Origin of the sequence: Ferruginibacter sp. (assembly GCF_028288465.1) — a bacterium.
In the GTDB taxonomy this organism is placed as follows: Bacteria; Bacteroidota; Bacteroidia; order Chitinophagales; family Chitinophagaceae; genus Ferruginibacter.
The window spans coordinates 42,874-63,959 of sequence record NZ_JAQBNR010000019.1 but is presented as its reverse complement, the minus strand read 5'-3'; the positions used below and the strand labels follow the sequence as shown (position 1 = coordinate 63,959).

17 protein-coding genes are annotated in these 21,086 nt (G+C 42.2%); 7 read left to right on the top strand and 10 right to left on the bottom strand.

From position 1 onward, the window contains the following. Window positions 1–29 precede the first annotated feature (29 nt). Together JWR61_RS08350 and JWR61_RS08345 are read right to left on the bottom strand one after the other, a co-directional pair. On the bottom strand, window positions 30–3,524 hold the full coding sequence (locus JWR61_RS08350; protein ID WP_301927390.1) for a SusC/RagA family TonB-linked outer membrane protein: 3,495 nt from the start codon (window positions 3,522–3,524) through the stop codon (window positions 30–32). 101 nt (window positions 3,525–3,625) lie between these two features. After that, window positions 3,626–4,378, bottom strand: a complete 753-nt coding sequence (locus JWR61_RS08345) for a DeoR/GlpR family DNA-binding transcription regulator (RefSeq protein WP_301927389.1) — start codon at window positions 4,376–4,378, stop codon at window positions 3,626–3,628. A gap of 106 nt (window positions 4,379–4,484) precedes the next feature. On the opposite strand from JWR61_RS08345, the gene JWR61_RS08340 reads away from it, so the two are divergent. Genes JWR61_RS08340 through JWR61_RS08330 form a run of 3 tightly spaced genes read left to right on the top strand, consistent with a single transcriptional unit; the run spans window position 4,485 to window position 7,439 of the window. Further along, window positions 4,485–5,306: an N-acetylmuramic acid 6-phosphate etherase gene (locus JWR61_RS08340; RefSeq protein WP_301927387.1), complete on the top strand. Its 822-nt coding sequence runs from the start codon at window positions 4,485–4,487 to the stop codon at window positions 5,304–5,306. A gap of 34 nt (window positions 5,307–5,340) precedes the next feature. Next, entirely contained in the window at window positions 5,341–6,597 is a 1,257-nt protein-coding gene (locus tag JWR61_RS08335; RefSeq protein WP_301927386.1) for a sugar MFS transporter, read from the top strand. Next, window positions 6,594–7,439, top strand: coding sequence for an N-acetylglucosamine kinase (locus JWR61_RS08330; protein ID WP_301927385.1), 846 nt, complete (start codon window positions 6,594–6,596; stop codon window positions 7,437–7,439). The genes JWR61_RS08335 and JWR61_RS08330 overlap by 4 nt, the downstream gene beginning before the upstream one ends. On the opposite strand, the gene JWR61_RS08325 is transcribed toward JWR61_RS08330, so the two are convergent. Then, the gene (locus JWR61_RS08325; RefSeq protein ID WP_301927384.1) at window positions 7,414–8,994 is read right to left on the bottom strand and encodes a sodium:solute symporter; all 1,581 of its coding nucleotides are present in this window, start codon (window positions 8,992–8,994) and stop codon (window positions 7,414–7,416) included. The genes JWR61_RS08330 and JWR61_RS08325 overlap by 26 nt on opposite strands. A 35-nt stretch (window positions 8,995–9,029) precedes the next feature. Continuing rightward, window positions 9,030–9,971: a dihydrodipicolinate synthase family protein gene (locus tag JWR61_RS08320; RefSeq protein ID WP_301927383.1), complete on the bottom strand. Its 942-nt coding sequence runs from the start codon at window positions 9,969–9,971 to the stop codon at window positions 9,030–9,032. 173 nt (window positions 9,972–10,144) lie between these two features. Here JWR61_RS08320 and JWR61_RS08315 point away from each other — a divergent pair, with 173 nt between their 5' ends. After that, window positions 10,145–11,335 carry an exo-alpha-sialidase gene (locus JWR61_RS08315; RefSeq protein ID WP_301927382.1) on the top strand — a complete coding sequence of 397 codons (1,191 nt, stop codon included), beginning with the start codon at window positions 10,145–10,147 and terminating at the stop codon, window positions 11,333–11,335. Between the two features lie 7 nt (window positions 11,336–11,342). On the opposite strand, the gene JWR61_RS08310 is transcribed toward JWR61_RS08315, so the two are convergent. The 5 genes from JWR61_RS08310 to JWR61_RS08290 form a co-directional block, all read right to left on the bottom strand. Beyond that, a complete protein-coding gene (locus tag JWR61_RS08310) occupies window positions 11,343–12,596 on the bottom strand; it encodes an NAD(P)/FAD-dependent oxidoreductase (protein WP_301927381.1) in 1,254 nt (417 codons plus the stop codon). Between the two features lie 77 nt (window positions 12,597–12,673). Beyond that, window positions 12,674–14,170, bottom strand: a complete 1,497-nt coding sequence (locus tag JWR61_RS08305; RefSeq protein WP_301927380.1) for a malate:quinone oxidoreductase — start codon at window positions 14,168–14,170, stop codon at window positions 12,674–12,676. An 83-nt stretch (window positions 14,171–14,253) separates the two neighbouring features. Then, on the bottom strand, window positions 14,254–15,882 hold the full coding sequence (locus tag JWR61_RS08300) for a glycoside hydrolase (RefSeq protein ID WP_301927379.1): 1,629 nt from the start codon (window positions 15,880–15,882) through the stop codon (window positions 14,254–14,256). A 63-nt stretch (window positions 15,883–15,945) separates the two neighbouring features. After that, entirely contained in the window at window positions 15,946–16,734 is a 789-nt protein-coding gene (locus tag JWR61_RS08295; RefSeq protein ID WP_301927378.1) for an SDR family oxidoreductase, read from the bottom strand. Window positions 16,735–16,736: 2 nt separating this feature from the next. Continuing rightward, complete coding sequence (locus JWR61_RS08290) at window positions 16,737–17,060, bottom strand: cupin domain-containing protein (RefSeq protein WP_301927377.1); 324 nt, start codon at window positions 17,058–17,060, stop codon at window positions 16,737–16,739. Between the two features lie 497 nt (window positions 17,061–17,557). On the opposite strand from JWR61_RS08290, the gene JWR61_RS08285 reads away from it, so the two are divergent. Next, window positions 17,558–17,929 (top strand): hypothetical protein, encoded by a 372-nt coding sequence (locus JWR61_RS08285; protein WP_290341105.1) that lies wholly within the window; start codon window positions 17,558–17,560, stop codon window positions 17,927–17,929. A gap of 122 nt (window positions 17,930–18,051) precedes the next feature. Then, the gene (locus JWR61_RS08280) at window positions 18,052–18,576 is read left to right on the top strand and encodes a DinB family protein (RefSeq protein WP_301927375.1); all 525 of its coding nucleotides are present in this window, start codon (window positions 18,052–18,054) and stop codon (window positions 18,574–18,576) included. A gap of 15 nt (window positions 18,577–18,591) precedes the next feature. Here the strand turns inward: JWR61_RS08280 and JWR61_RS08275 are convergent, their stop codons facing one another. Then, window positions 18,592–19,353, bottom strand: coding sequence for a metallophosphoesterase (locus tag JWR61_RS08275; RefSeq protein ID WP_301927374.1), 762 nt, complete (start codon window positions 19,351–19,353; stop codon window positions 18,592–18,594). Window positions 19,354–19,602: 249 nt separating this feature from the next. Between JWR61_RS08275 and JWR61_RS08270 the strand changes: the two genes are divergently transcribed. Continuing rightward, the gene (locus tag JWR61_RS08270; RefSeq protein WP_301927373.1) at window positions 19,603–21,024 is read left to right on the top strand and encodes an MATE family efflux transporter; all 1,422 of its coding nucleotides are present in this window, start codon (window positions 19,603–19,605) and stop codon (window positions 21,022–21,024) included. Window positions 21,025–21,086 lie beyond the last annotated feature (62 nt).

Genomic DNA, 21,086 nt, shown 5'->3' with positions numbered 1-21,086 from the left:
AAATTAGATAAGGTTATTGAAGCCGGGATTTAAAAATGTACACTCAGTTTTACACCAACCGGTATTGTCCATGGAGTGATATTGTACCTTTCTATACCTTGCCTGAACTGCGAACCATTGCCCTGGCGACCTTTTTGAAACTGGTAGGCCATTTCCGGATCCACACCAGCTTTGGCTTTTGTCCAGATGATGATGTTGCGTGTATAAACACCAAGCGATATTCCCTGCAGTTTTAAAGCATCTGACCAACGTTTGGGCAATTGCGTAGTTAAAGTCAGTTCTCTTAACTTAATATAAGACGCATCAAACATGCTCATTCTTGCAAAGTTCCAGCCACCGGTAACTGCATCCTCATAGATATCATATTTTGTTGTTGCAGGATCACCGAGATTTTCTATATATCCGCCATTGCCATCTTCATATACACCGGGATAAAACGCTCCGTCATTAATAGTAATACCGTTATTGGTAAAGGGGAAGCCACCTAACTCAGTTGTTGGTCCGCCCACCAGGTGAAATTGAGCAAGATTACCGCTGACAATAATATTGGCACCGGGATTTGCTTTGAGGTAACCTGGTATATCGCCTTTGGCAGATGCAGGAATGGGGATACCCATATTTTCCTGGCGGGCCATTGCTGCATCCGATCCCAGGTAACGGTAGGTTTGAGAAAAGAAAGTGCCGCCCCAGCGGGTGTCAATACTGGCGCTCAGGGTGAGGCTTTTCCAGCTTACAGATGTTTGTATGCCCAGTAATAACTTGGGATTGAAATTACCTACCACAGTTTTGTGTTGAAAATCGCCATTGCCTACAGTTTGAATAAATCCATCATTATCCAGTAAAGGCCAGCCATAATATTTGGATGTTTTATCTGTAACGGTTGCTAGCTGGTTATCCCACAACTGGCCCAGTTTACCATCGCTGATTACCTGTTTTCCGTTGGCATCAAACATGTTCGGTATTGGCTGACCTTTGGCATAAGTCCATGATCCGCTACGTCCATCCTGCCAGAAAGAGAAATAATTTACACCGTTTGCCAATGACATAACATACGCGTCATTTTTGGTATAGTTAACAGCCATGTCCCATGTCCAGTCTTTATTGGCAATGATGGTACCGGCTAATCTTAATTCAATACCCTGGCTGCGAACCAAACCTGCATTAATTTGTCTGCCACTGTATCCGGATGATCCGGGTGTAGAGATAGATAATACCTGGTTGCTGTTATCAGAACGGTATACTGTTCCTTCAAAACGAAGGCGGTTTTTATACAGGTTCAATTCAAGGCCCAATTCTGTAGACACCGCTTTTTCCGGTTTCAGGTTCGGGTTTTTCAAGGTAGAAGATGTTCCCTGGGTAATAATCCCACCAAAACTTCCCACACCAACAGTACCATACAGGTTATAAGGATCCGTGTCTTTACCCACACTGGCCCATCCGCCTCTTATTTTAAACAGGCTGATGCTGTTGCCCATATTGAACATTTTGTTCAACAGCAAACTGAGTGAAGCAGAAGGATAGAAGTAAGAATTTTGACCGGCAGGTAATGTACTTGACCAGTCGTTGCGGCCTGTCAGATCAAGGTAGGCCATGCTTTTGTATCCCAAAGATGCTGTAGCATACGCACTGTAAACAGCTTTTTGGCTATAGCCTGAACCATACCTGATATTTGTTTGGGAAATATTGGACACGTTAAAATATTCAGGTGCGATAATGCCGCCGCCATGGGCAGAATTAGTTAACAGGTTGGAGCCATATGTGTATAATATGTTTCCTCCCACAGAAGTTGACAGATCAAACTTGTTTTGAAACGTATTGGTGTAAGTGGCAAGAAAATCAGTATTGCTTTCTGTGTTATAAATATTTGTGAGCGAATAATAACCATTTATTTCGTCGTTGAAACTTTTGGAAATTTTTGTTTCCCTGTTTTCATAAAACATATCCTGGGAGTAGCGAACAAACGTACTGATATGCGGATTTAACTGGTAACTCAATTTTACATTTCCAAACAAATGGTTTCTTACAAAACTGTTTTTAACCTGGTGCAAATAAAAATAAGGATTGTCGTCGCCATTATCAGCAGGATCCAATACATCCGGGCTTTGGTCAACCCCAACCGGGGGCAATACTTTTCTTTGCTGAATGCCTGGTGTTAACCAGAAATTTTTCATATCCCTTATATCAACGCTAGGTGATAAATAAGCAACATATTTTAAAACGCCATCATTACCCGCAACAACATTATCAGAACTTGACCTGCCGTAATTGATGACAGAAGATATCTTTAATGCGTTGCTGATTTTATGCTCTACATTCAACGACAGGTTATGTTTCACCACGCCAGTAGTTGGTATGATGCCCTTGTTGGTAGTATTGGAATAAGAAAAACGGTAATTGTCTTTATCAGTAGCATTTTCAACAGAAAGACTGTTGGTGCTGGTGATGCCGGTTTCAACAAAATTTTGCAGGTTGTTATGACTAACCATTGGCAATGGAATATAGTTTCCGCTGGCGTCTTTCGGGCTGTTCCACTGTATGGCTTTCAAGCCTTTGTTCAACGGCGTACCAAAGCGGTAAGTGTCAGTTCCGGCCATGTCAACCAACACGCCGTTCCAGCTATTGAAACCATTGGGTTCTGTATAAGGATCGGTACCTATCGTGTAAGACTGATTCAATGGCAGGTAATGGTATGGTGTTGCAACTTCTGTAGCAGAACTAAATGTAACACCCGAGCCCTTTTGCTTTTTGCCAGATTTGGTGGTAATCAATATAACGCCGTTACCGGCTCTTGACCCATACAAAGCCGCGGCGCTTGGTCCTTTCAACACAGATACATTTTCTATGTCATTGGGGTTTAAATCAGAAATGGTATTGCCATAATCAACATCATTACTGTTACCAGTATTAGTACCAATATTACTGAGCGAATTTTTTACCGGCACACCATCAATAACAAACAATGGCTGATTATCGCTGTTTAAAGAACGGGTTCCCCGGATTACAACACTAACGGATGAGGTTGGTGAAGCGCCTGTTGAACTGACTGTTACACCGGAAACTTTTCCGGCCATTGCATTGAGCACATTGGTTTGCGTAACCCGGTTCATATCTTCTCCGCTTATCTGGCCTACATCATAGCCCAGTGATTTTTTTGTTCTGGTGATACCGAGGGCGGTTACTACCACTCCCGACAATGTATTGGCATTGGTACTTTCCAATACTGCATTGATAAATGTTTGTCCCTTCACTTTAATTTCGGAGTTGTTGTAGCCTACGTAAGAAACTACCAGAGTGGCGGCTGATCCCGAAACAGGTATTTCAAAAACGCCTGATGCATCAGACATAGTTGTGGCTTTGCCGCCTTTTTCGGAAATGGTTGCTCCCACAAGCGGACCATTGGCGTCGGATACCTTACCCTTCACTATGTGTTCTTTCTGAGCCAGGACAAGGGTATTTGTAAAAAACGTAAACCCCAGCAATATCAGCCATTGTAATATGGGGGTGAGCGAAATTTTCTTTCTCATGTTTGGTTTTGTTTGCAGTTATGAAATCGGACTTGTTTTCTTTTCCGTTTATTGGTTATTGATATGGTTAAACAATGATCTTTTTACTGGCTGAACCAGGGTTACATCAATTCTGGCTTACCCTCTCCCCTGTATATATCCAACATGGGATTATTGACATCTAGCTCTGTAATCACATAATCCACATCTGTTAAATCCGCAATTTTTATTTTTTGAACGGTGTTGAATTTTTCAGCAATACAAACCGTTGCTGTTTTTTTGGCTGACCTGATCATGGCCTTCATCACCTGCACTACTTCCCAGTCTGAATCGGTCAATCCATCTTCTACCGAAATACCGTTTGTACCGATTATACACAAATCCGTTTTTATACCGGCCAGTTCGTTTATTACACTAGCGCCGGTATGTATATTCGCATTTTTGGCGAGCCTGCCACCAATAGTGATTACATCGATGTTTTCATGTTCGGCCAATGCCAGCGCAACCTGGGGACATACGGTTAAAAAAGTGGCGTGTAAATCTGTTGGTATTTGTTTGGCGATTTCCATTATGGTTGTTCCGCCTTCTATCAAAATCAGCATGTCTTTTTTAAAAAGTGTGATCGCTTTTTGTGCAATCAGCTTTTTTGCCTCCAGGGCATATACCGGATTTTGACCGTTAAAAGGATAATGGAAGGTTTTACTCATTGCACCTCCGTGCACTTTTAAAATCATTTCCAATTCGTCCAATTCATTTAAATCTCTGCGAATGGTATCTTCGGACACGTCCAATAATTCACTTAAGTCGCTGGTAAGCACCTTATTATGTAGGTTCACTTCCCGCAAAATAATTTTATGGCGTTCTTCCTTTAACATGCAGTTGACAGTAATCGTTTTGATAAAACTACTAATTTTGCGTGAATCTACATACTTTTACAAAAAAAACAGGAAAAAAACCGCAAAACTAACATAAACATAATTTATGGTCCCTATTACTGAGCAGCCATCCCAACACAGACACCTGGAAAATAAAAGCATCAAAGAGATTACGGAATTAATTAATAATGAAAACGGAACCGTTACTGGTGCAATAGAAAAAGTCCTTCCTCAATTAAACAAGCTGATACAGGCCATTACAGATAAATTAAAAGCCGGGGGCAGGCTATTTTACCTTGGTGCCGGAAGCGGGGGAAGGCTTGCGGTGTTAGATGTGATTGAATTACCTACCACCTTTGGGATAGAAAAAGGTATCGTAAATATTGTGCTTGCAGGCGGTATCGAACGATTGATTGAAGCAAGGGAAGAAATGGAAGACAACTATAATGAAGGATGGGAAAAATTACTGCAGGAAGAAGTAAACTCAAAAGATATTGTATTGGGCATATCGGCAAGCGGCACAACTCCTTTCGTACTGGGTGCATTAGAAGCCTGCCGCAAAAATAACATCACCACCGGGTGTATCGTTAGCAATCCTGATTCGTCCATTAGTCAGCATGCCGATTACCCGGTAGAGGTAATCACTGGTCCTGAGGTGATTACCGGCAGCACCCGCATGAAATGTGGTACCGCACAAAAAATAATTTTCGACATCATCAGTACAACGGTGATGATTCAGCTTGGCAGGGTAGAAGATAACCAGATGGTGCACGTACAACTGATTAATAAAAAAATAACTGACCGTGCAGTAAAAATGCTGATGCAGAAAGTGGGCATAGCAGATTATGCCGAAGCCGAATCGCTGTTGCTTGCAAACGGCAGCGTAAAAAAAGCCATGGATCAGTTCAATATGAATCTTCAGAAATAGACTACTTTATTGATTGCCGAAAAGCTTGTTGACTATGCGCATCAAAAAACCAATTTTTATAATCGGCACCTTGTTTTTTGTATTTGGTTTTTTAACCTGGATCGGCTCCGTGTTAATCCCCTATCTTAAAATAGCCTGCCAGTTAAACAGCGTGGCTTCTTACCTGGTAGCCTTTTCCTTTTATATTTCTTACATGGTAATGGCCATTCCGGCGGCGGCATTGTTGCAAAGGACAGGATATAAAAAAGGCATGACGCTGGGGCTGCTGCTGATGGCTGTTGGTGCAGCATTGTTTATTCCTGCTGCCTTATCAAGATCTTATATTTCATTTCTTACCGGTTTATTTATACAGGGAGCCGGGCTGGCTATTTTGCAAACCGCTTCCAATCCATACATTACTATTTTGGGCCCGATGGAAAGTGCCGCACGGCGTATCAGCATTATGGGCATCTGCAATGGCACAGCGGGTGTAATTGCCCCACTTATACTGGGCGCCATTATCTTACAGGATGCAGATGGCATAACGGCACGCCTCGCCGGGATGACGGCAAACCAAAAAAATGACGTCTTAAATATGCTTGCTCATCGCGTGGTAGTGCCCTACCTGGTAATAGCTGTTGTGCTGGTAGTGCTGGCCATACTGGTGCATTTATCCGGCCTGCCGGAACTGGATACTGATGAAGGGGATGAAGCGGTAGGTATTGCCAATCTTAACAAAACAAGTATCCTTCAATTTCCGCATTTGCTGTTAGGTGTTGCTACACTGTTTTTATACGTGGGGGTAGAAGTAATTGCAGGGGATTCCATTATTAATTACGGTCCCTCGCAGGGCATTCCACTTTCCACCGCCAAATTCTTTACCAGCTGTACGCTTGGTTTTATGTTGCTAGGTTATGTGATAGGCATTATCATTATACCTAAATATATTTCGCAGGTATGGGTGTTAAAAATATCTTCTTTGCTGGGGCTCATTTTTTCGTGCTTTGCCCTTTTAACCAGTGGGTATATTTCTGTTGCTTTCATTGCTTTGCTGGGGCTGGCAAATTCGCTGGTTTGGCCATCCATCTGGCCGCTCGCCATTAATGGCCTCGGACGCTTTACAAAAACTGGCTCTTCACTTTTGATAGCGGCTGTAGGCGGAGGTGCGCTGTTGCCTTTATTGTACGGATGGCTGGCGGGTCATTACTCACCGCAACACGCGTACGCCATGTTACTTCCCTGCTACCTGTGCATTTTTTATTATGCCATGGCGGGTCATAAAATCGGATTACCAATAAAAAATTCCAAATGATACTTGTTGCTGACAGCGGTTCAACCAAAACAAGCTGGTGCCTGATAAATGAAAAAGCAGGTCTCTCTTTTTTTAATACCGAAGGTTATAATCCTTATTTTGTAAACAGCAGTTACATTGCTCAGTCACTTTCTTTAGGTTTGCCATCCGTCATACCCCCATTGCAGATCAGCCATATTTATTTTTACGGTGCCGGTTGTTTTGAAGATAAGACGCACATTATCAAAGACGCCCTGCAAAAGGTTTTTCCAACAGCGACCCTTGCTGTGGGTCTTGATTTGTTAGGTTCTGCAAGAGCTGTATTGCATGATCAGCCAGGCTTTGCTGCTATATTGGGAACCGGTACCAATAGTTGCCTGTATGACGGAAGCGCCATCACTGCCAATATAGATTCACTGGGTTATTTACTGGGAGATGAAGGCAGTGGATTTTACATCGGCAGGCAATTGCTGGGCGACTATATCCGGGAGTATATGCCTGCTGCGGTAAGGGCTGATTTTTTTGCCGCCTACGGCCTTAAAAGAGAACAAATTATGGACCGGGTATATTCGGAAAAACTTCCCAACCGTTATTGTGCCGGCTTTGTGCAGTTTATCTCTGTTAGCACAGCTGATAAAGAATACACCAACCAGCTGGTGAAAAATGCTTTCATTGATTTTTTTGAAACGCTTGTGACCAAATACCCCAACTACAGGCAGTATAGTTTTAATTGCACCGGATCTGTTGGGTATGCTTTTAAAGATATTTTATCCGCAGTGGCAACCCTGTACGGCATGAAGCCGGGTGGAATTATACGGACGCCTATTGAAGGGTTGGCTAGATATCATTCACTTCAAGGCTAACATTTTTGCGGTTGCCCTTTAGCAAAGAAAAAACGGTGCCTGTTAAAAATATGGTGAGTGTGCCAATTACAATTACCATATTGGTATGAAAGCTGCTTCGGATGCCGGCCAAATTTTCCGGAATTAAGGAAGGAAATGTCATCCAGGCAATTACCAATACCCCAATAATAACGGCTATTATAGCTTCTGCATTTTTTGCACGGCTGGCGATACCCAGTAAAAAAAGCCCCAGCATACCAGCCGCAAAAATACCAGACAGTTGCCACCACACATCCAGTATGCTTTTAACCCCAATCATCGCAATACCGGTTATGATAGACAGAACGCCTATCACAAATGTGGAAGTAAAAAGCAACGTCATGGTTTGACGCTGGCTAATGTCATGTTTTATATAGCGCTTGTAAATATCAAACGTAAACACAGTAGCGCAGGCATTCATTCCCGAGCTGATGGTGCTCATCGCTGCGGAAAGTATTGCTGAAACAATAATGCCGACGATACCAACCGGTAATACATTTACCATAAAATCAGGCAATACTTTATCACCGTAATCGGCTGGTAGCAACGTGTTGGCCACGGCTCCCATTTCGGTTACCGAAGCCCCGGAAGGCAAGCGTTCTGCTGCTGCCCTTAGCTTGATGGCATTCAGCATCTCCGGGTGCACCTGGTACCAGGCATACAGCGAAGACCCGATTACAAAAAACAGAAATGAAGCGGGCAGGTATATTTTAACACAAAGCCACAACGATTTAGCAGCTTCTTTACCGGAACTGGTTGCCTGATAACGCTGAATGTAGTTCTGGTCCATTCCAAAATTATTCAGGTTGATAAAAATGCCGTAAAAGAAAATCACCCAGAAGGTGGAGGTAGTAAAATCCGGTTTAAAACTGCCCAGGCTGAATTTACCATCTGCTTTACCAATGGCCATGATATGATCCACACCACCCGGCATTTTGCTGATGATAAAATATAAAATAATGATAGCTCCAAATGTCTTGATAATACCTTGGGCAACTTCGGTCCAGATCACGGCTTCCATTCCACCCAACACGGTATAAATTATAATTATGATACCCATTACAACCATGATGCTTTGCATGGAATATCCCGTCATGGCCTGCAGGCTAAGCGCTATACCAAAAAACACAGAGCCCATGCGTGCCAGCTGCGTCAGCAGAAAACAAACTACTGCATAAGTTCTGGCCCAGGCACCGAAGCGTTTCTCCAGGTGAGTATAGGCTGATACTTCGCCACTGTTTCTGTAAAAAGGAATAAAATATTTTGCCGCAATCCAGGCTGCAAAAGGCATCGATAAACTAAAAACAAAAGCATTCCAGTTGGTACCAAATGCTTTTCCTGGTACGCCTAAAAAAGTATTGCTGCTTAAAAAAGTGGCATAGATAGAAATGCCAACGGCCCATTGTGGAATCTGGCCTGAAGCTTTTGTAAACTGGTCCGGGTTTTTATTCTTTTTCGAAAACCAAACACCGGTCAATATCATGGCCAGCATATACAAGGCAATAATGGCGAGGTCCGCAACCGGTAAATGTTTCATAATAGCTTATTGGCAATCGTAGTTCTGCAAAGGAATTAAATAACTGGCTGTATGCCCAGGCGGTGGCACCAGCCAAGAAAGCTGGTATAGATGTCATCCAGTGTTTTCTTTTGATCAGGAGTTAATTCCAATGCAAATGTTCTGCTGATGGTACGGATGGGCAAACCTCTTTTTTGTAAAAAATATTTTGCACTCATAGGGTATGCCTGGTGAATTAAAGGGTCTACCCTGGTGATTTCAGATTGCAGCCATTTTACGTCCTCCTGCTTGTCGGGGTTGGTAGCATTGTTACACATCCAAACCAATATTTCAGGATAAAAATTACCGGAAATAGATGACATACCTTTAGCACCGGCTTGCAATGAGAACATGGCATTGGGTGAATGCGCATCGTAAAACTCCAGGTTATTATTTCCAACCGATTTCAGCACATCCAGCTTTGCTTTTACCTGTGCGTGTTCTATAGAAGTATCCTTATGATAAACCAGCCGGTTAAAACTTAACAGTTGTTTGAAAACATCCGCTGAAATAATTCTTTTGTACGGCGCAGGGCATTCATACATGCCCAAAGGAATGTTACCGGTGAGATCAAACATTTTTTCAAAATTGCGCAGCAACACATCATCACCGTCTTCTACATTGGCAAAATGTCCGGTAATCATGATGGCCGCGTCGATACCGGTATAGTATATTTTTTTTGTAAACTTTGCCTTGTCTTCAATTGTCAATCCAAAAGATCCGGTAGCTACTACGGGCACCTTTCCATTTACATACTTAACAATATGCTTGGTAATTTCCAGCCTTTCATCTTCACTGATGCTAAACATTTCACTGCTTAAACAATTCGCAAAAAAACCTTTCACCCCTGCCGCCAGGTAAAAATCAACCAGGCTGTTTAAAGCATCCATATCAACGGTTGCCTTCAGGTTAAAAGGTGTAATCATCACCGGAACAAATTTCTTTTCATCGTTGTTCATGCTATTCATATTTAATGGTATAAGACAAGAAAAAGTATATATTTATGATCTGGCATTAAATATAAATCATCCTGATAAAACCCAGCCTGATTTTTATTTTAATAAATAGTTACACCGAATTTTTACCAGACTCATCCAATAAAAAATAACCCTTTTTAACTTACACATATCAAATGAAACGATTACTTGTAATTTGCTTTGCCGGCAGTTTTATATCCAATGCCCTGCTGGCACAACCTGCAACAGAAAAAGTATTGCCTGTTTTTGAAAGCTTGATTTTTCCCACGCAACCGCAGCATACGCATGGCAGCAGCATTGTTGCTTTGCCCAATGGGGACATACTGGCGGCATGGTTCCAGGGAAGTGGCGAACGAACTGCAGACGATGTAAAAATTATGGGCGCACGGTTAAAAAAAGGATCAACTGTATGGTCAGCACCGTTTGAAATGGCAGATACCTACGGCTTACCGGATTGTAACCCGGTATTGTTTCTCAACAGCAACAACAAGTTGTTTTTGGTTTGGATTGCCGTACAGGCTCATCGATGGGAATGCTCTGTTCTGAGATTTCGTACAGCTATTGACTACAATAACAGCGGAGCGCCGGTATGGAACTGGCAGGACAATATATTGCTTGCCCCAAAGGATAGTTTCGCAACAGAAACCGCCATCAAATTTAAACAGCTCACCCCCAACATCGGAGGCTCTGGTGCTTATGCTCCTTCTTACGATAACATGATAATAGACGCCAGTAAGGACCTGGCAAAAAGAAGTACTGGCTGGATGACAAGAATAAAACCTTTGCGGCTTGCCGAAGGTAGAATACTATTGCCATTATACTCAGATGGCTATAACATGTCGCTGGTTGCTATTTCTGATGATAACGGCGATACATGGCATGCAAGTCTTCCTATTGTTGGAAGAGGTAATGTACAGCCGGCCCTCGTGCAAAAAAAGAATGGCAATATCGTTGCTTTTATGAGAGATAATGGAGATGACCCGCCAAGGGTACAAACAAGTGAATCGGCAGATAATGGTCAAAGCTGGAGTGCCGCAAAAAAAACTACCATTCCTAACACAGCAAGTGTTGAACTGATAGCAATGAAAGATGGCCGCTGGGCATTTGTAGGTTGTGATGAAGATGATGGCCGCTACAGATTAAGCCTTTATTTATCGGATGATGAAGGCGCCAGCTGGAAGTGGAAAAGAACGCTGGAGAATGAAGCAAAAGGAAAAGGTAGTTTTTCTTATCCCTGTTTAATACAAACTGCTGACGGGCTGTTGCGCATCAGCTATTCTTATTCAATGGAGAAGTCTGGGGAAGCAATCAAGTATGTGGTTGTAGATCCAAAATCAATTCATTAATACACGACTATCGGTTGAATAAAATCTTTAAGTAAAATAGTGGGTTCATAAATTTTTTTCTGATATCTACATTCTCAAACATACAACTAATCGTTTCTCTTAACTCTTTACTGCGACTGGCTTTGCCGATTACAAAATTAAACAGGCGGGGTTTGCTGGAAAGTATTTGCAGGTAATGGCTTAGCTTCAGCTCTGCCCATAATTTTTTATAAATGACTTCGTCGTATTGCTGTAAAAAGGCTGCGGAAAAGTCATTTGCGGCTATTGCTTTTTTTATTTCTCTAGACGCCACCAAACCAGAAACCATTGCATTGCCGATACCTTCTCCTGTAAACGGATCTATCAGTGATGCTGCGTCGCCGGTTAATAAAAAGCGGTTGCCGCTAAGTGTTCTTTTTTTAGAGCCAAGGGGCAAGCCCCAGCCTTCAATGGCTCCTTCCAGCGTTGCATTTTTAAACCGGTCTTTTAAATTGGGATGTGTTTGAATGGCATCCAGCATCAATTGTTTCAGGTTAACTTTTTTCAGTGAAATGTTTTTGCTGAGCATGCCCACACCCACATTGGCGGCACCGTTTGCCAATGGAAAAATCCATAAATAACCTGGCTGAAATTCTTTTAAAAAATGCAGCTCAATATAATTTTTGGCATGCAGCCCGCCTACGTTTTTATAATAGCCACGAATACCTGCACTGTAATGTTCAGGCTCCATTTTTTGATTGGCCATTTTTTTCGCCACGATGCTACCCCTGCCTTCGGCACCCACAATCATTTTGGTAAATATCTGTTTACGTTCGTTGCCCTGTTTTACGGTTACGAGTAAACCACCTTCCTGTTCTTCGATGTCTTCAAGTATTGTTTCAGTAAACCATGTAGCGTATGGACTTTTAATTAAACCTGCCAGCGTATTATCAAAATCAATGCGCTTGCTTACAAAGCCCGGCGGGTCTTGCCGGCCGGTATCATTTAGTAAAAAAGGCACATTGAGTGTGGCATTACTGGGCGCAATAAATTGGATGCCGGTGCAAACAATGGCTTTGTTTTTATCTGCTAAAAAATAATCCTGCCAGGCGGGTGTAATGCGTTTTAACATGCCGACAGATTTGCCACTTAATGCATCGCCACAAATTTTATCTCTCGGAAAAATAGCTTTGTCAATAATAATGTGGTTGATTTTTTCCTTTGTAAGAAAAATAGAAGTGCTTGCTCCGCCGGGCCCTGCACCTGCAATTAAAACGTTGGTTGTGTATTGAGGATTATTCAAGATTTTTTATTCAGAAAATTTTAGCCTTGCAAAATAACACAGTAATATAATATTGTTTGGATGGCTTTTAAACTGCTTTAATTTACCAATCCCAATACAGCACTTGTTTTTGCCCTGATGGCATCACAGAGGTCCGGATTTGTTACCAGTGAACTACCATAAGAGGGTATCATTTTTTTGATGATTGATTGCCATTCGGATGATTTTATTTTCTCCGGAAAACAACGTTCAATTAAACCAAGCATAATAGACACCGATGTAGATGCTCCCGGCGAAGCACCCAACAGCGCAGCCAGGGAGCCATCAGCAGCTGCCACTACTTCAGTTCCAAACTCCAGTACACCCCCTTCTTCCTTATCTTTTTTTATTACCTGTACCCGCTGACCTGCAATTTCCAAATCCCAGTCTTCCAGCTTCGCTTCAGGTAAAAACTGTTGGAGTGATTTTAATTTATCTTCCGGTGTTTGTAATACTTCGTGGATAAGATATCTTGTTAAAGGAATATTTTTTAGGCCCACCGAAATCATCGGCACTATGTTGCTGAACTTAACCGACAGGGGCAGATCAAGATAAGATCCATTCTTTAAAAACTTGGTGCTGAAACCGGCATAGGGTCCGAACAACAATGCTTTTTTTCCTTCAATCAGGCGAGTATCCAAATGCGGTACCGACATGGGCGGTGCTCCTTCCGGCGCTTTACCATACACTTTTGCTCCGTGTCTTTCAATCACAGCGTCATTGGTACAACGCAGCCATTGCCCACCCACCGGAAAACCTCCAAAACCTTTGCCTTCAGGTATACCCGACTTTTCCAGCAACCACAACGAGCCGCCGCCTGCGCCAATAAAAACAAATTTGGCATTCAGTTCACGTGAATCTTTTGTAGCCAGGTCTTTTACAGAAATACGCCATTGATCGTTTTCGGCCCTTTCAATATCCCGTACTTCATGCTTCAGGTGCAGGGTTACATTATCCCGCTGTTGCAGGTGCGTAATCATAGCACGGGTGAGCTCGCCAAAATTTACATCGGTGCCGATGTCCATATAGGTAGCCGCTATTTTTTGCGAAGGCTCTCTGCCTTCCATTACAAGCGGCATCCATTTTTTTAGTTGAGCAGCATCTTCACTATACTGCATTTTTTTATAGGGATGATATTGCGTAAGTGCTTCGTATCTTTTTTTAAGATAAGTAACATTGTCTTCGCCCCATACAAAACTCATGTGCGGTACACTGTTTATAAACCCGGGTTGGATGATTTGCTGTTCTACCATCCAGGACCAAAACTGCCGGCTGATATCAAACGCTTCGTTGATGGCGAGGGCCTTTTTGCAATCGATGGTGCCGTCTTCTTTTTCGGGTGTATAATTCAATTCGCATAAGGCTGCATGACCCGTACCTGCATTGTTCCATGCATCTGAACTTTCTCCGGCCACCATATCCAGCCTTTCAAAAATTTCAATGCTGGCTTGCGGCATCAATTCTTTTATCATCATTCCCAGGGTAGCGCTCATAATACCGGCACCAATTAAAATAACATCTACCGTTTTCTCCCCGTTTATATCCTTCTCAATCATCAAAATTTGTTTTGGTTTTTTTACATCACTTCACATGCCATAAATCTAGGCTGGTTTTATTTACCTTAAAGTACGGACATTAACTATAAAGAAAATAAGAGAGTAGTGATTGACCTGGCCGGCAATATAATGTCATAGCTATTGGCCGATTTTTCATCTGCTGTGTTTGCAACGGGGTAGGGCATCATATCTTCTCCGGCACCCGCTGATGTTATATACCGTTTGATCAACCTTGGTTTTGCAGCCTTTGGTAAACCCTGCAATGCGAAACCGGCAATGGTGTTTTCTATCGTATAATTGATCACATTTACCACCAATGTTTTAGCATCTTTAAAGGAAGATACCATTACCTGCTGTGCAGCGGCAATATCGCTTAAACCATCACTTCGACTGGTTTGCAGCCGGTACATGCCCGGGCGCACAAATAAACTGTAATGCCCCAGCGCCCATAAGTTTTTGGTTACGCTATACAGCTTTGCAGTTGTATCTTTTGGTTCTTTCAGTGCTATCAGGTAATACCTTGTATTGCTGTCGGCAGCGCCCGGTTCAAAAGCATTCCAATAATGCCAGGCAGTAGCATTGCCTGCTGTAAAATCCTGGTGAATTACTTTCGCTAAAAAAAGAGCGCAATCCATAGCACTTCTTTTTTCAGTCATGGCTTTTTCTTTATATCCATCTCCAAGCATGCAATATTCCGATTGCCAGTATTCCAGGCGTGGATCATATTTTTTTAAAGTATCTCTCAGTTTTTTTCTAGCACCCAACAGGTTTTCATCACCTTCATCTGTAAAATATCCATGGCCTTCAACAAAGGGTGTAGTATGGCTTAAATTACCAATGAACAAATCGCTTTTGGGGTTCCAAAAATGGGCAATTTGCCGGGAAGCCTTTGCGTTGGAATCATACAGATTGGATAACATGGCAGCTTCGGTAGTAATTATTTTTGTGCTCAACTTTTTTTGCTGCAAACTATTGTTCAGTGATTTCACCACTTTATAAATTTCTTCGTTTGTCCATGGAGATCCTTCCTGCTTTGCCTTGCCATACTCCCCGCTCCAATCCCATTGCGGCTCGTTTACCGGGCTGATGTAATTGAAATGGCAGTTGATCTTATCAAAGTGCTGAATGACGGTTGCTAAAAAATTAGTGTAGTTTGTATATTGATCTTCTTTTAAATTACTTATAAAGTCTTTCTGTAGTTTATACCCCAGGCCGTTTTTTGTAAACTGAACAGGTGGACTGTTTACAAATGCAATCAAATCTTTTACCCCATATTCTTTTGCCTGTTTTAGCAACCAGGTGTATCCCTGTTGTTTGCTCCAGTCGTATTTACCTTGCGGCGAAAGGAAACACTCTACCCGGCGTGCAGGATCACTGATCCCGCTGCTGTCTCCCTGCTCGGCAGTACCGGCGCCGATATTAAATCGAAAGGCAGAAAGGCCAATGCCTTTGGGCTGACCATTCTTTTCAAAGCCACGGCTAAACAGGCGTTCCGTGATGACTGCCTTTTCAGCTGCCGGCCATTTCTTCCCAATCTCTTCTCCAAACCAACAGGCCGATGCCCCAATGTTCCTGATTTTTTGTACGGTGTCGTTTAAGTTAATGGTAAAAATTGTCTGGCTTTTTTGTTGCGAAAATGCTGCTGGTAAAATGAGCAACAGGGTGCCGACAATCCATCCAATTTTTAAATCTGGTTTGTATAAATATGCCATAAAAGAACTGGTTTAAAATAACTTGGTTTATTAAAATATGCTGTATTGTTTTTTGGCAGTTGGTTACAAACTGCCGGTTCTTCCGCCGTCAACCGGGATATTTACGCCGTTGATATAAGCTGCCGCAGGCGTACATAAAAAAGCCGCGACGGCTCCAAATTCTTCGGGTTGCCCCAGGCGTTTTGCCGGAATGCTGTGCACAATATTTTTTTCAATATCGGCTATCGTCAAACCTTGGTTACTGGCTTGCTTTTCAAAAAGATATTTCAACCGGTCGGTATTGGTGTAACCCGGTAAAACATTGTTGACCGTAATGCCGGAGTGGGCAATTTCATTGGCCAGTGTTTTTGCCCAGTTGGCCACTGCCGCCCGAATGCTATTTGAAATCCCCAGCCCATTGATGGGTTGTTTAACAGCGGTAGAAACAATATTGATGATGCGCCCATATCCAGCCTGCTGCATACCCGGCACCAATAGTTGCGCCAGTAAATGACTGCTTACAACATGTGACAGAAAAGCTTTTTCAAGGTCTGCAGCATTAGTATCAATCATAGGCCCCGACGGCGGTCCGCCTGCGTTATTGATTAAGATATGTATCGTTCCATGTTGATGCATCCATTCTTCCACAACGGCTTTTGCTTTTTCAGGATCAGTGAGATCTGTCACCAGGTAATGATGTCGCTGGCCTGCGGTGCTATCCAGTTGTTGAAGGGCTTCCACTAATTTATTTTCTGTACGGCTTGCGATAATAACTGTTGCACCCAGTAAGGCAAGTTCTTTAGCTGTTGCTAGTCCAAGTCCTTGCGAGCCTCCGCAAACAAGAGCAGTTTTATTAATCAGGTTAAGGTTCATGTTTAAAATTTATAATCTTCTCTTTCCGGTGTAAAAACATCCAGCAATTCGCAGGCCGTAATGGCCCTGCCACTATGTACCGCATAAGACGGAATTACAGCGACAGTACCGGGTTCTAAAATTGTTGTTTCTCCATTTATCGTTAATTCAAATCTGCCTTTTAATACATTGGCCACCTGTTCGTGCAGGTGTTGATGCTCCGGCACTTCGGCCCCGGCCTTCACATCCCAGTAAATAAAACTCATGGTACCTGTATGGATTCCCCGTGCGGTAAAACCCGGAAAAATTTCTTTTTCAGGCAGGTTCTCTAATTCTATAAAAGGCATGTTATATGGTTTATTGAACAAATGTAATACTAAGATGATAAGCGAATATGCTTTGCCCTTAAACAGTTATACAAATTTCTTTTTGTATCATCATGAACTTTATAAAGAGGTAGTTTGCGCTGTATCCTGAAACTTAAAATTGGTAATTAAAAAAAAAGCTGTAGTTTTACAATGCTTCTACGTACCCTGACTCCAACATCCGTTTAACAACCAGCCATTCCAATTTAGATTTAAACTTTACACCAGTCATTTTGTCCAACATCTTGCGAACGCCAATAACTGGCACGGCAAATGCACATTAGTTTATAAAATCCTTCTATACTTTTTTTGATTTATTCCTATCCTGTTTAAAAATCATCCGTTATTGCTGTTTCTGATTTAGTGCGAAATGCACATTGGTACCATACTTTAACTTGTTCCACTATCTGCACTGAAAACCGGGAAATTATCTTAAATACAAACACCGGTAAATACCGTAAATTTTAAAAAATACTTGTATGGAACATTATTACAGCGCCTATACCCGGACGATTAATAACAGCCTTTATTTTTTTGTAAAGAAATATATCCGTTACACTGAAGTAAAAGATGCACCGGCCATGCTGGAAGGTTTTGGTATGCATACAGACTTTGATAAGGCCTGCAATATTGCCGGTATAAAAGATGCAGAATTAAAAGAATGGCTTAAGGCAGAAGCAAGGCCATCAAAAGTGCATCCTGAAAAAGTTGCGCCAGTTATACCCATTCTTTCTAAAAACTTCAGGGTGGAACATGTCAATAACAGAACAGCACTGGTGAATAAATTATCTGGCATTAAAAAAAGTATAACAGATAGAATGCCACAGTGGATGGCCATTTCACATTCTTAAAGACAGTTTCTTTTTAGTATATATATATTTGCAACAGGGTATTTTGGTAATTCAAAATACCCTGTTTTTTTGGACCACAATAACCTCTTTATTTCGGATTGATAAAATAATTTTTACAAAATATGGCAGATCAAAATTTAGAGGTTTGGCAACGGGGCCCTGTACCAGATGTGCCTCCTTTACTGCAACCTGTTGCACATGCGCTGTTGCAGGCCAGAGAAGAATTGGCCGTACTGTTGCAACATTTTCCGGACAGCCTGTTATGGGAAAGGCCCGCCGGCGTTGCGTCTCCTGGATTTCATTTACAGCATTTATCCGGCGTCCTGGACAGGGTATTTACTTATGCACGCGGCGAAGCATTGACTGCTCATCAACTGGAGCAATTGCATGCTGAAGACATCGCCCCTCAAACAGGTGTTGATACCAACGCACTGTTAACCCGTTTTAATCAGCAGGTAGATGAGGCAATTGCGCAGTTAAAAAATACAGATGAAAAAATACTTACTGCCTTTAGAGGTGTGGGACGAAAGCAGTTGCCTTCAACTGTAATTGGTTTGCTGGTGCATGGCGCAGAACATACCATGCGGCATGTGGGTCAATTGATGGTAACGGTAAAATTTTTACAACACAATAACACAAAGAAATAATTCTTTGCCAATTGTTTATACAATCTCAATCACTGCATCATTTTTGAAACCTGCATTTTCCCTGAATTTAATATAGCCAAGCTGGTTGGTGATGAGTTTGGTTTTGCCAATGTTAAATGCAGGCGTATTAAAATGGTGGTGGCCATACAACCAGTAATCAATGCCTGACTGTTCAATCAATGTATGCAGTTCGGTTGCAAAGGCTTCATTCAAAACATCTCTTTTATATTTTGCCGGGTACTGTAAAAATGTTGGAACATGATGGGTGATTACCATGGTGGCGGTATCTGCTTTAATCGCTAATTCATGCTCAATAAAATTTTTGCATTGGCCATGCAGTGTGTTATAATCATCAGGAGTGAAAACCCTTTCGCCAAAGTTGATAGCACTAAAATCAGCCATCCTCCTTTGAATAAAAAAAGCTGCATCTGTTGATATAGCAGACCACAATGTTGAAAAGATTAATCTTGCCTTATTCGTTTGTATCGTTTGATTATTGACTAAAAAAACATTGCTTCGAATAGCTTCATTGATAGTGCCGCTTTTTGTACTGATGTCCCAATAATAATACTCATGATTTCCGGGAACCCAATAGGTTGTTTCAAAGTTATCAGCCAGGTAATTAAAAAATTCATGCTGTTCTTCGATTATTGCAAAAGGCACTATATCACCGGCCATTACCAATATATCTCCCGCAGGTTTTAACGGATGTTTTTTTATAAACTTGTTATTCTGTATAAACTCCAGGTGAAGATCAGAACAGTATTGTATTTTCATTTCTTAATAAATAGCCGTTGTAAAATTAGGTCACCTGTATGGCAACCATGAGATAATTCTGTACTCAATTATTTTCAAGATGATTGTTTTTAAAAACTAAATCCCTATTTTTATAATCTCAATTTAAGTTTATGAAAATGGTTCCGGGTTCTGTAATCTGCTAAGAACCTCTTTTTTACCGGCAAAAATTAACAGCTCATCCCTTGGCTGTGCCTTACATTTCATCTACATCTAAATCTACTTTACAAAATGGAACAAGCCATACCTGCCAATAAACTATCTTATTATTTTACCTTACTAAAACAGGCCATCAACGGGCACGAAATGGATTATACCTCCGGCAGCCTGCGGAAAGCCGTGCTGATGCTGGCCATACCCATGATGCTGGAAATGTGCATGGAGAGCGTATTTGCAGTGGTTGACCTTTATTTTGTCGGCCACCTGAAAGATGCCAGTCATGCCATACAAACTGTTGGCCTTACAGAATCTGTACTCACCATTATTTATTCCCTGGCCATTGGCATGAGCATGGCTGCCACCGCAGTAGTGGCCCGCCGTATTGGTGAAAAAAATCCGGAAGCTGCTGCACATGCGGGCATACAAGCCATAGTGGTTGCACTTGCTGTAACCGTATTAATCAGCATCGGGGGCTGGGTTTTTGCCGCTGATATTTTGCGCTGGATGGGTGCATCTGCCGACACTGTTTTAAAGGGGACAGGCTTTGTCCGCATAATGATGGGCGCCAGCATTGTGATCATGCTGCTCTTTTTAATCAACGGTATTTTTCGCGGCGCAGGCAATGCAGCCATGGCGATGAAGAGTTTGTGGCTGGCCAACATCTGCAATATTATTTTATGCCCTATCCTCATCAACGGACTTGGACCAATACCCGCATTGGGTTTGGAAGGCGCCGCCTGGGCTACGGTGATTGGCCGTGGCAGCGGGGTCGTGTACCAGTTGTATCATTTGATAAACGGAGACAGCCAGTTAAAAATTAAGGAAGATCACTGGGAACCAGACTGGGCGGTGATTGGTTCGCTTGTAAAAATTGCGGCGCCGGGTATTTTGCAATTTATTATAGGCAGCTGCAGCTGGATTTTTTTAGCACAGCTGGTAGCTACAACAGGCGGAGAAACCGGCTCGGCAGGTTACCAGACAGCGCTGCGTTTGATGATGTTTTTTTTATTGCCGGCATGGGGCCTCAGTAATTCTGCTGCAACGCTGGTAGGCCAAAACCTGGGTGCCAAACAATTGCAGCGGGCAGAAGAATCTGTGAAGAAAACCATTTACTATAATGTAATTTTTATGGCCGTAGTAACTGTCATTTTCTGGGTGATGGGAAATTACCTTGTGTCATTTTTTACAGCAGATGAAGCCATCCGGAAAGTGGCAACGCAGGCAGGGCGTATCATTGCATCGGGCTATGTTTTTTACGGCATAGGTATGGTGATGATGAATACGTTTAACGGTGCCGGCGATACATGGACGCCTACCATTATTAACTTTTGCGGCTTCTGGTTAATCCAGATTCCATTGGCGTATATGCTGGCTAAATATTTTGAATGGGGACCTTTAGGCGTTTTTATTGCAATACCCGTTGCTGAGACTGCCATCACACTGGCTGGTTATTTTTACTTCAGAAAAGGGAAATGGAAAACGATCAAAGTGTAAAACAATTTTTTTATTCACAGGATTTTAAATGTGCAGGTTGTAAATCAATCTGCACATTTTAG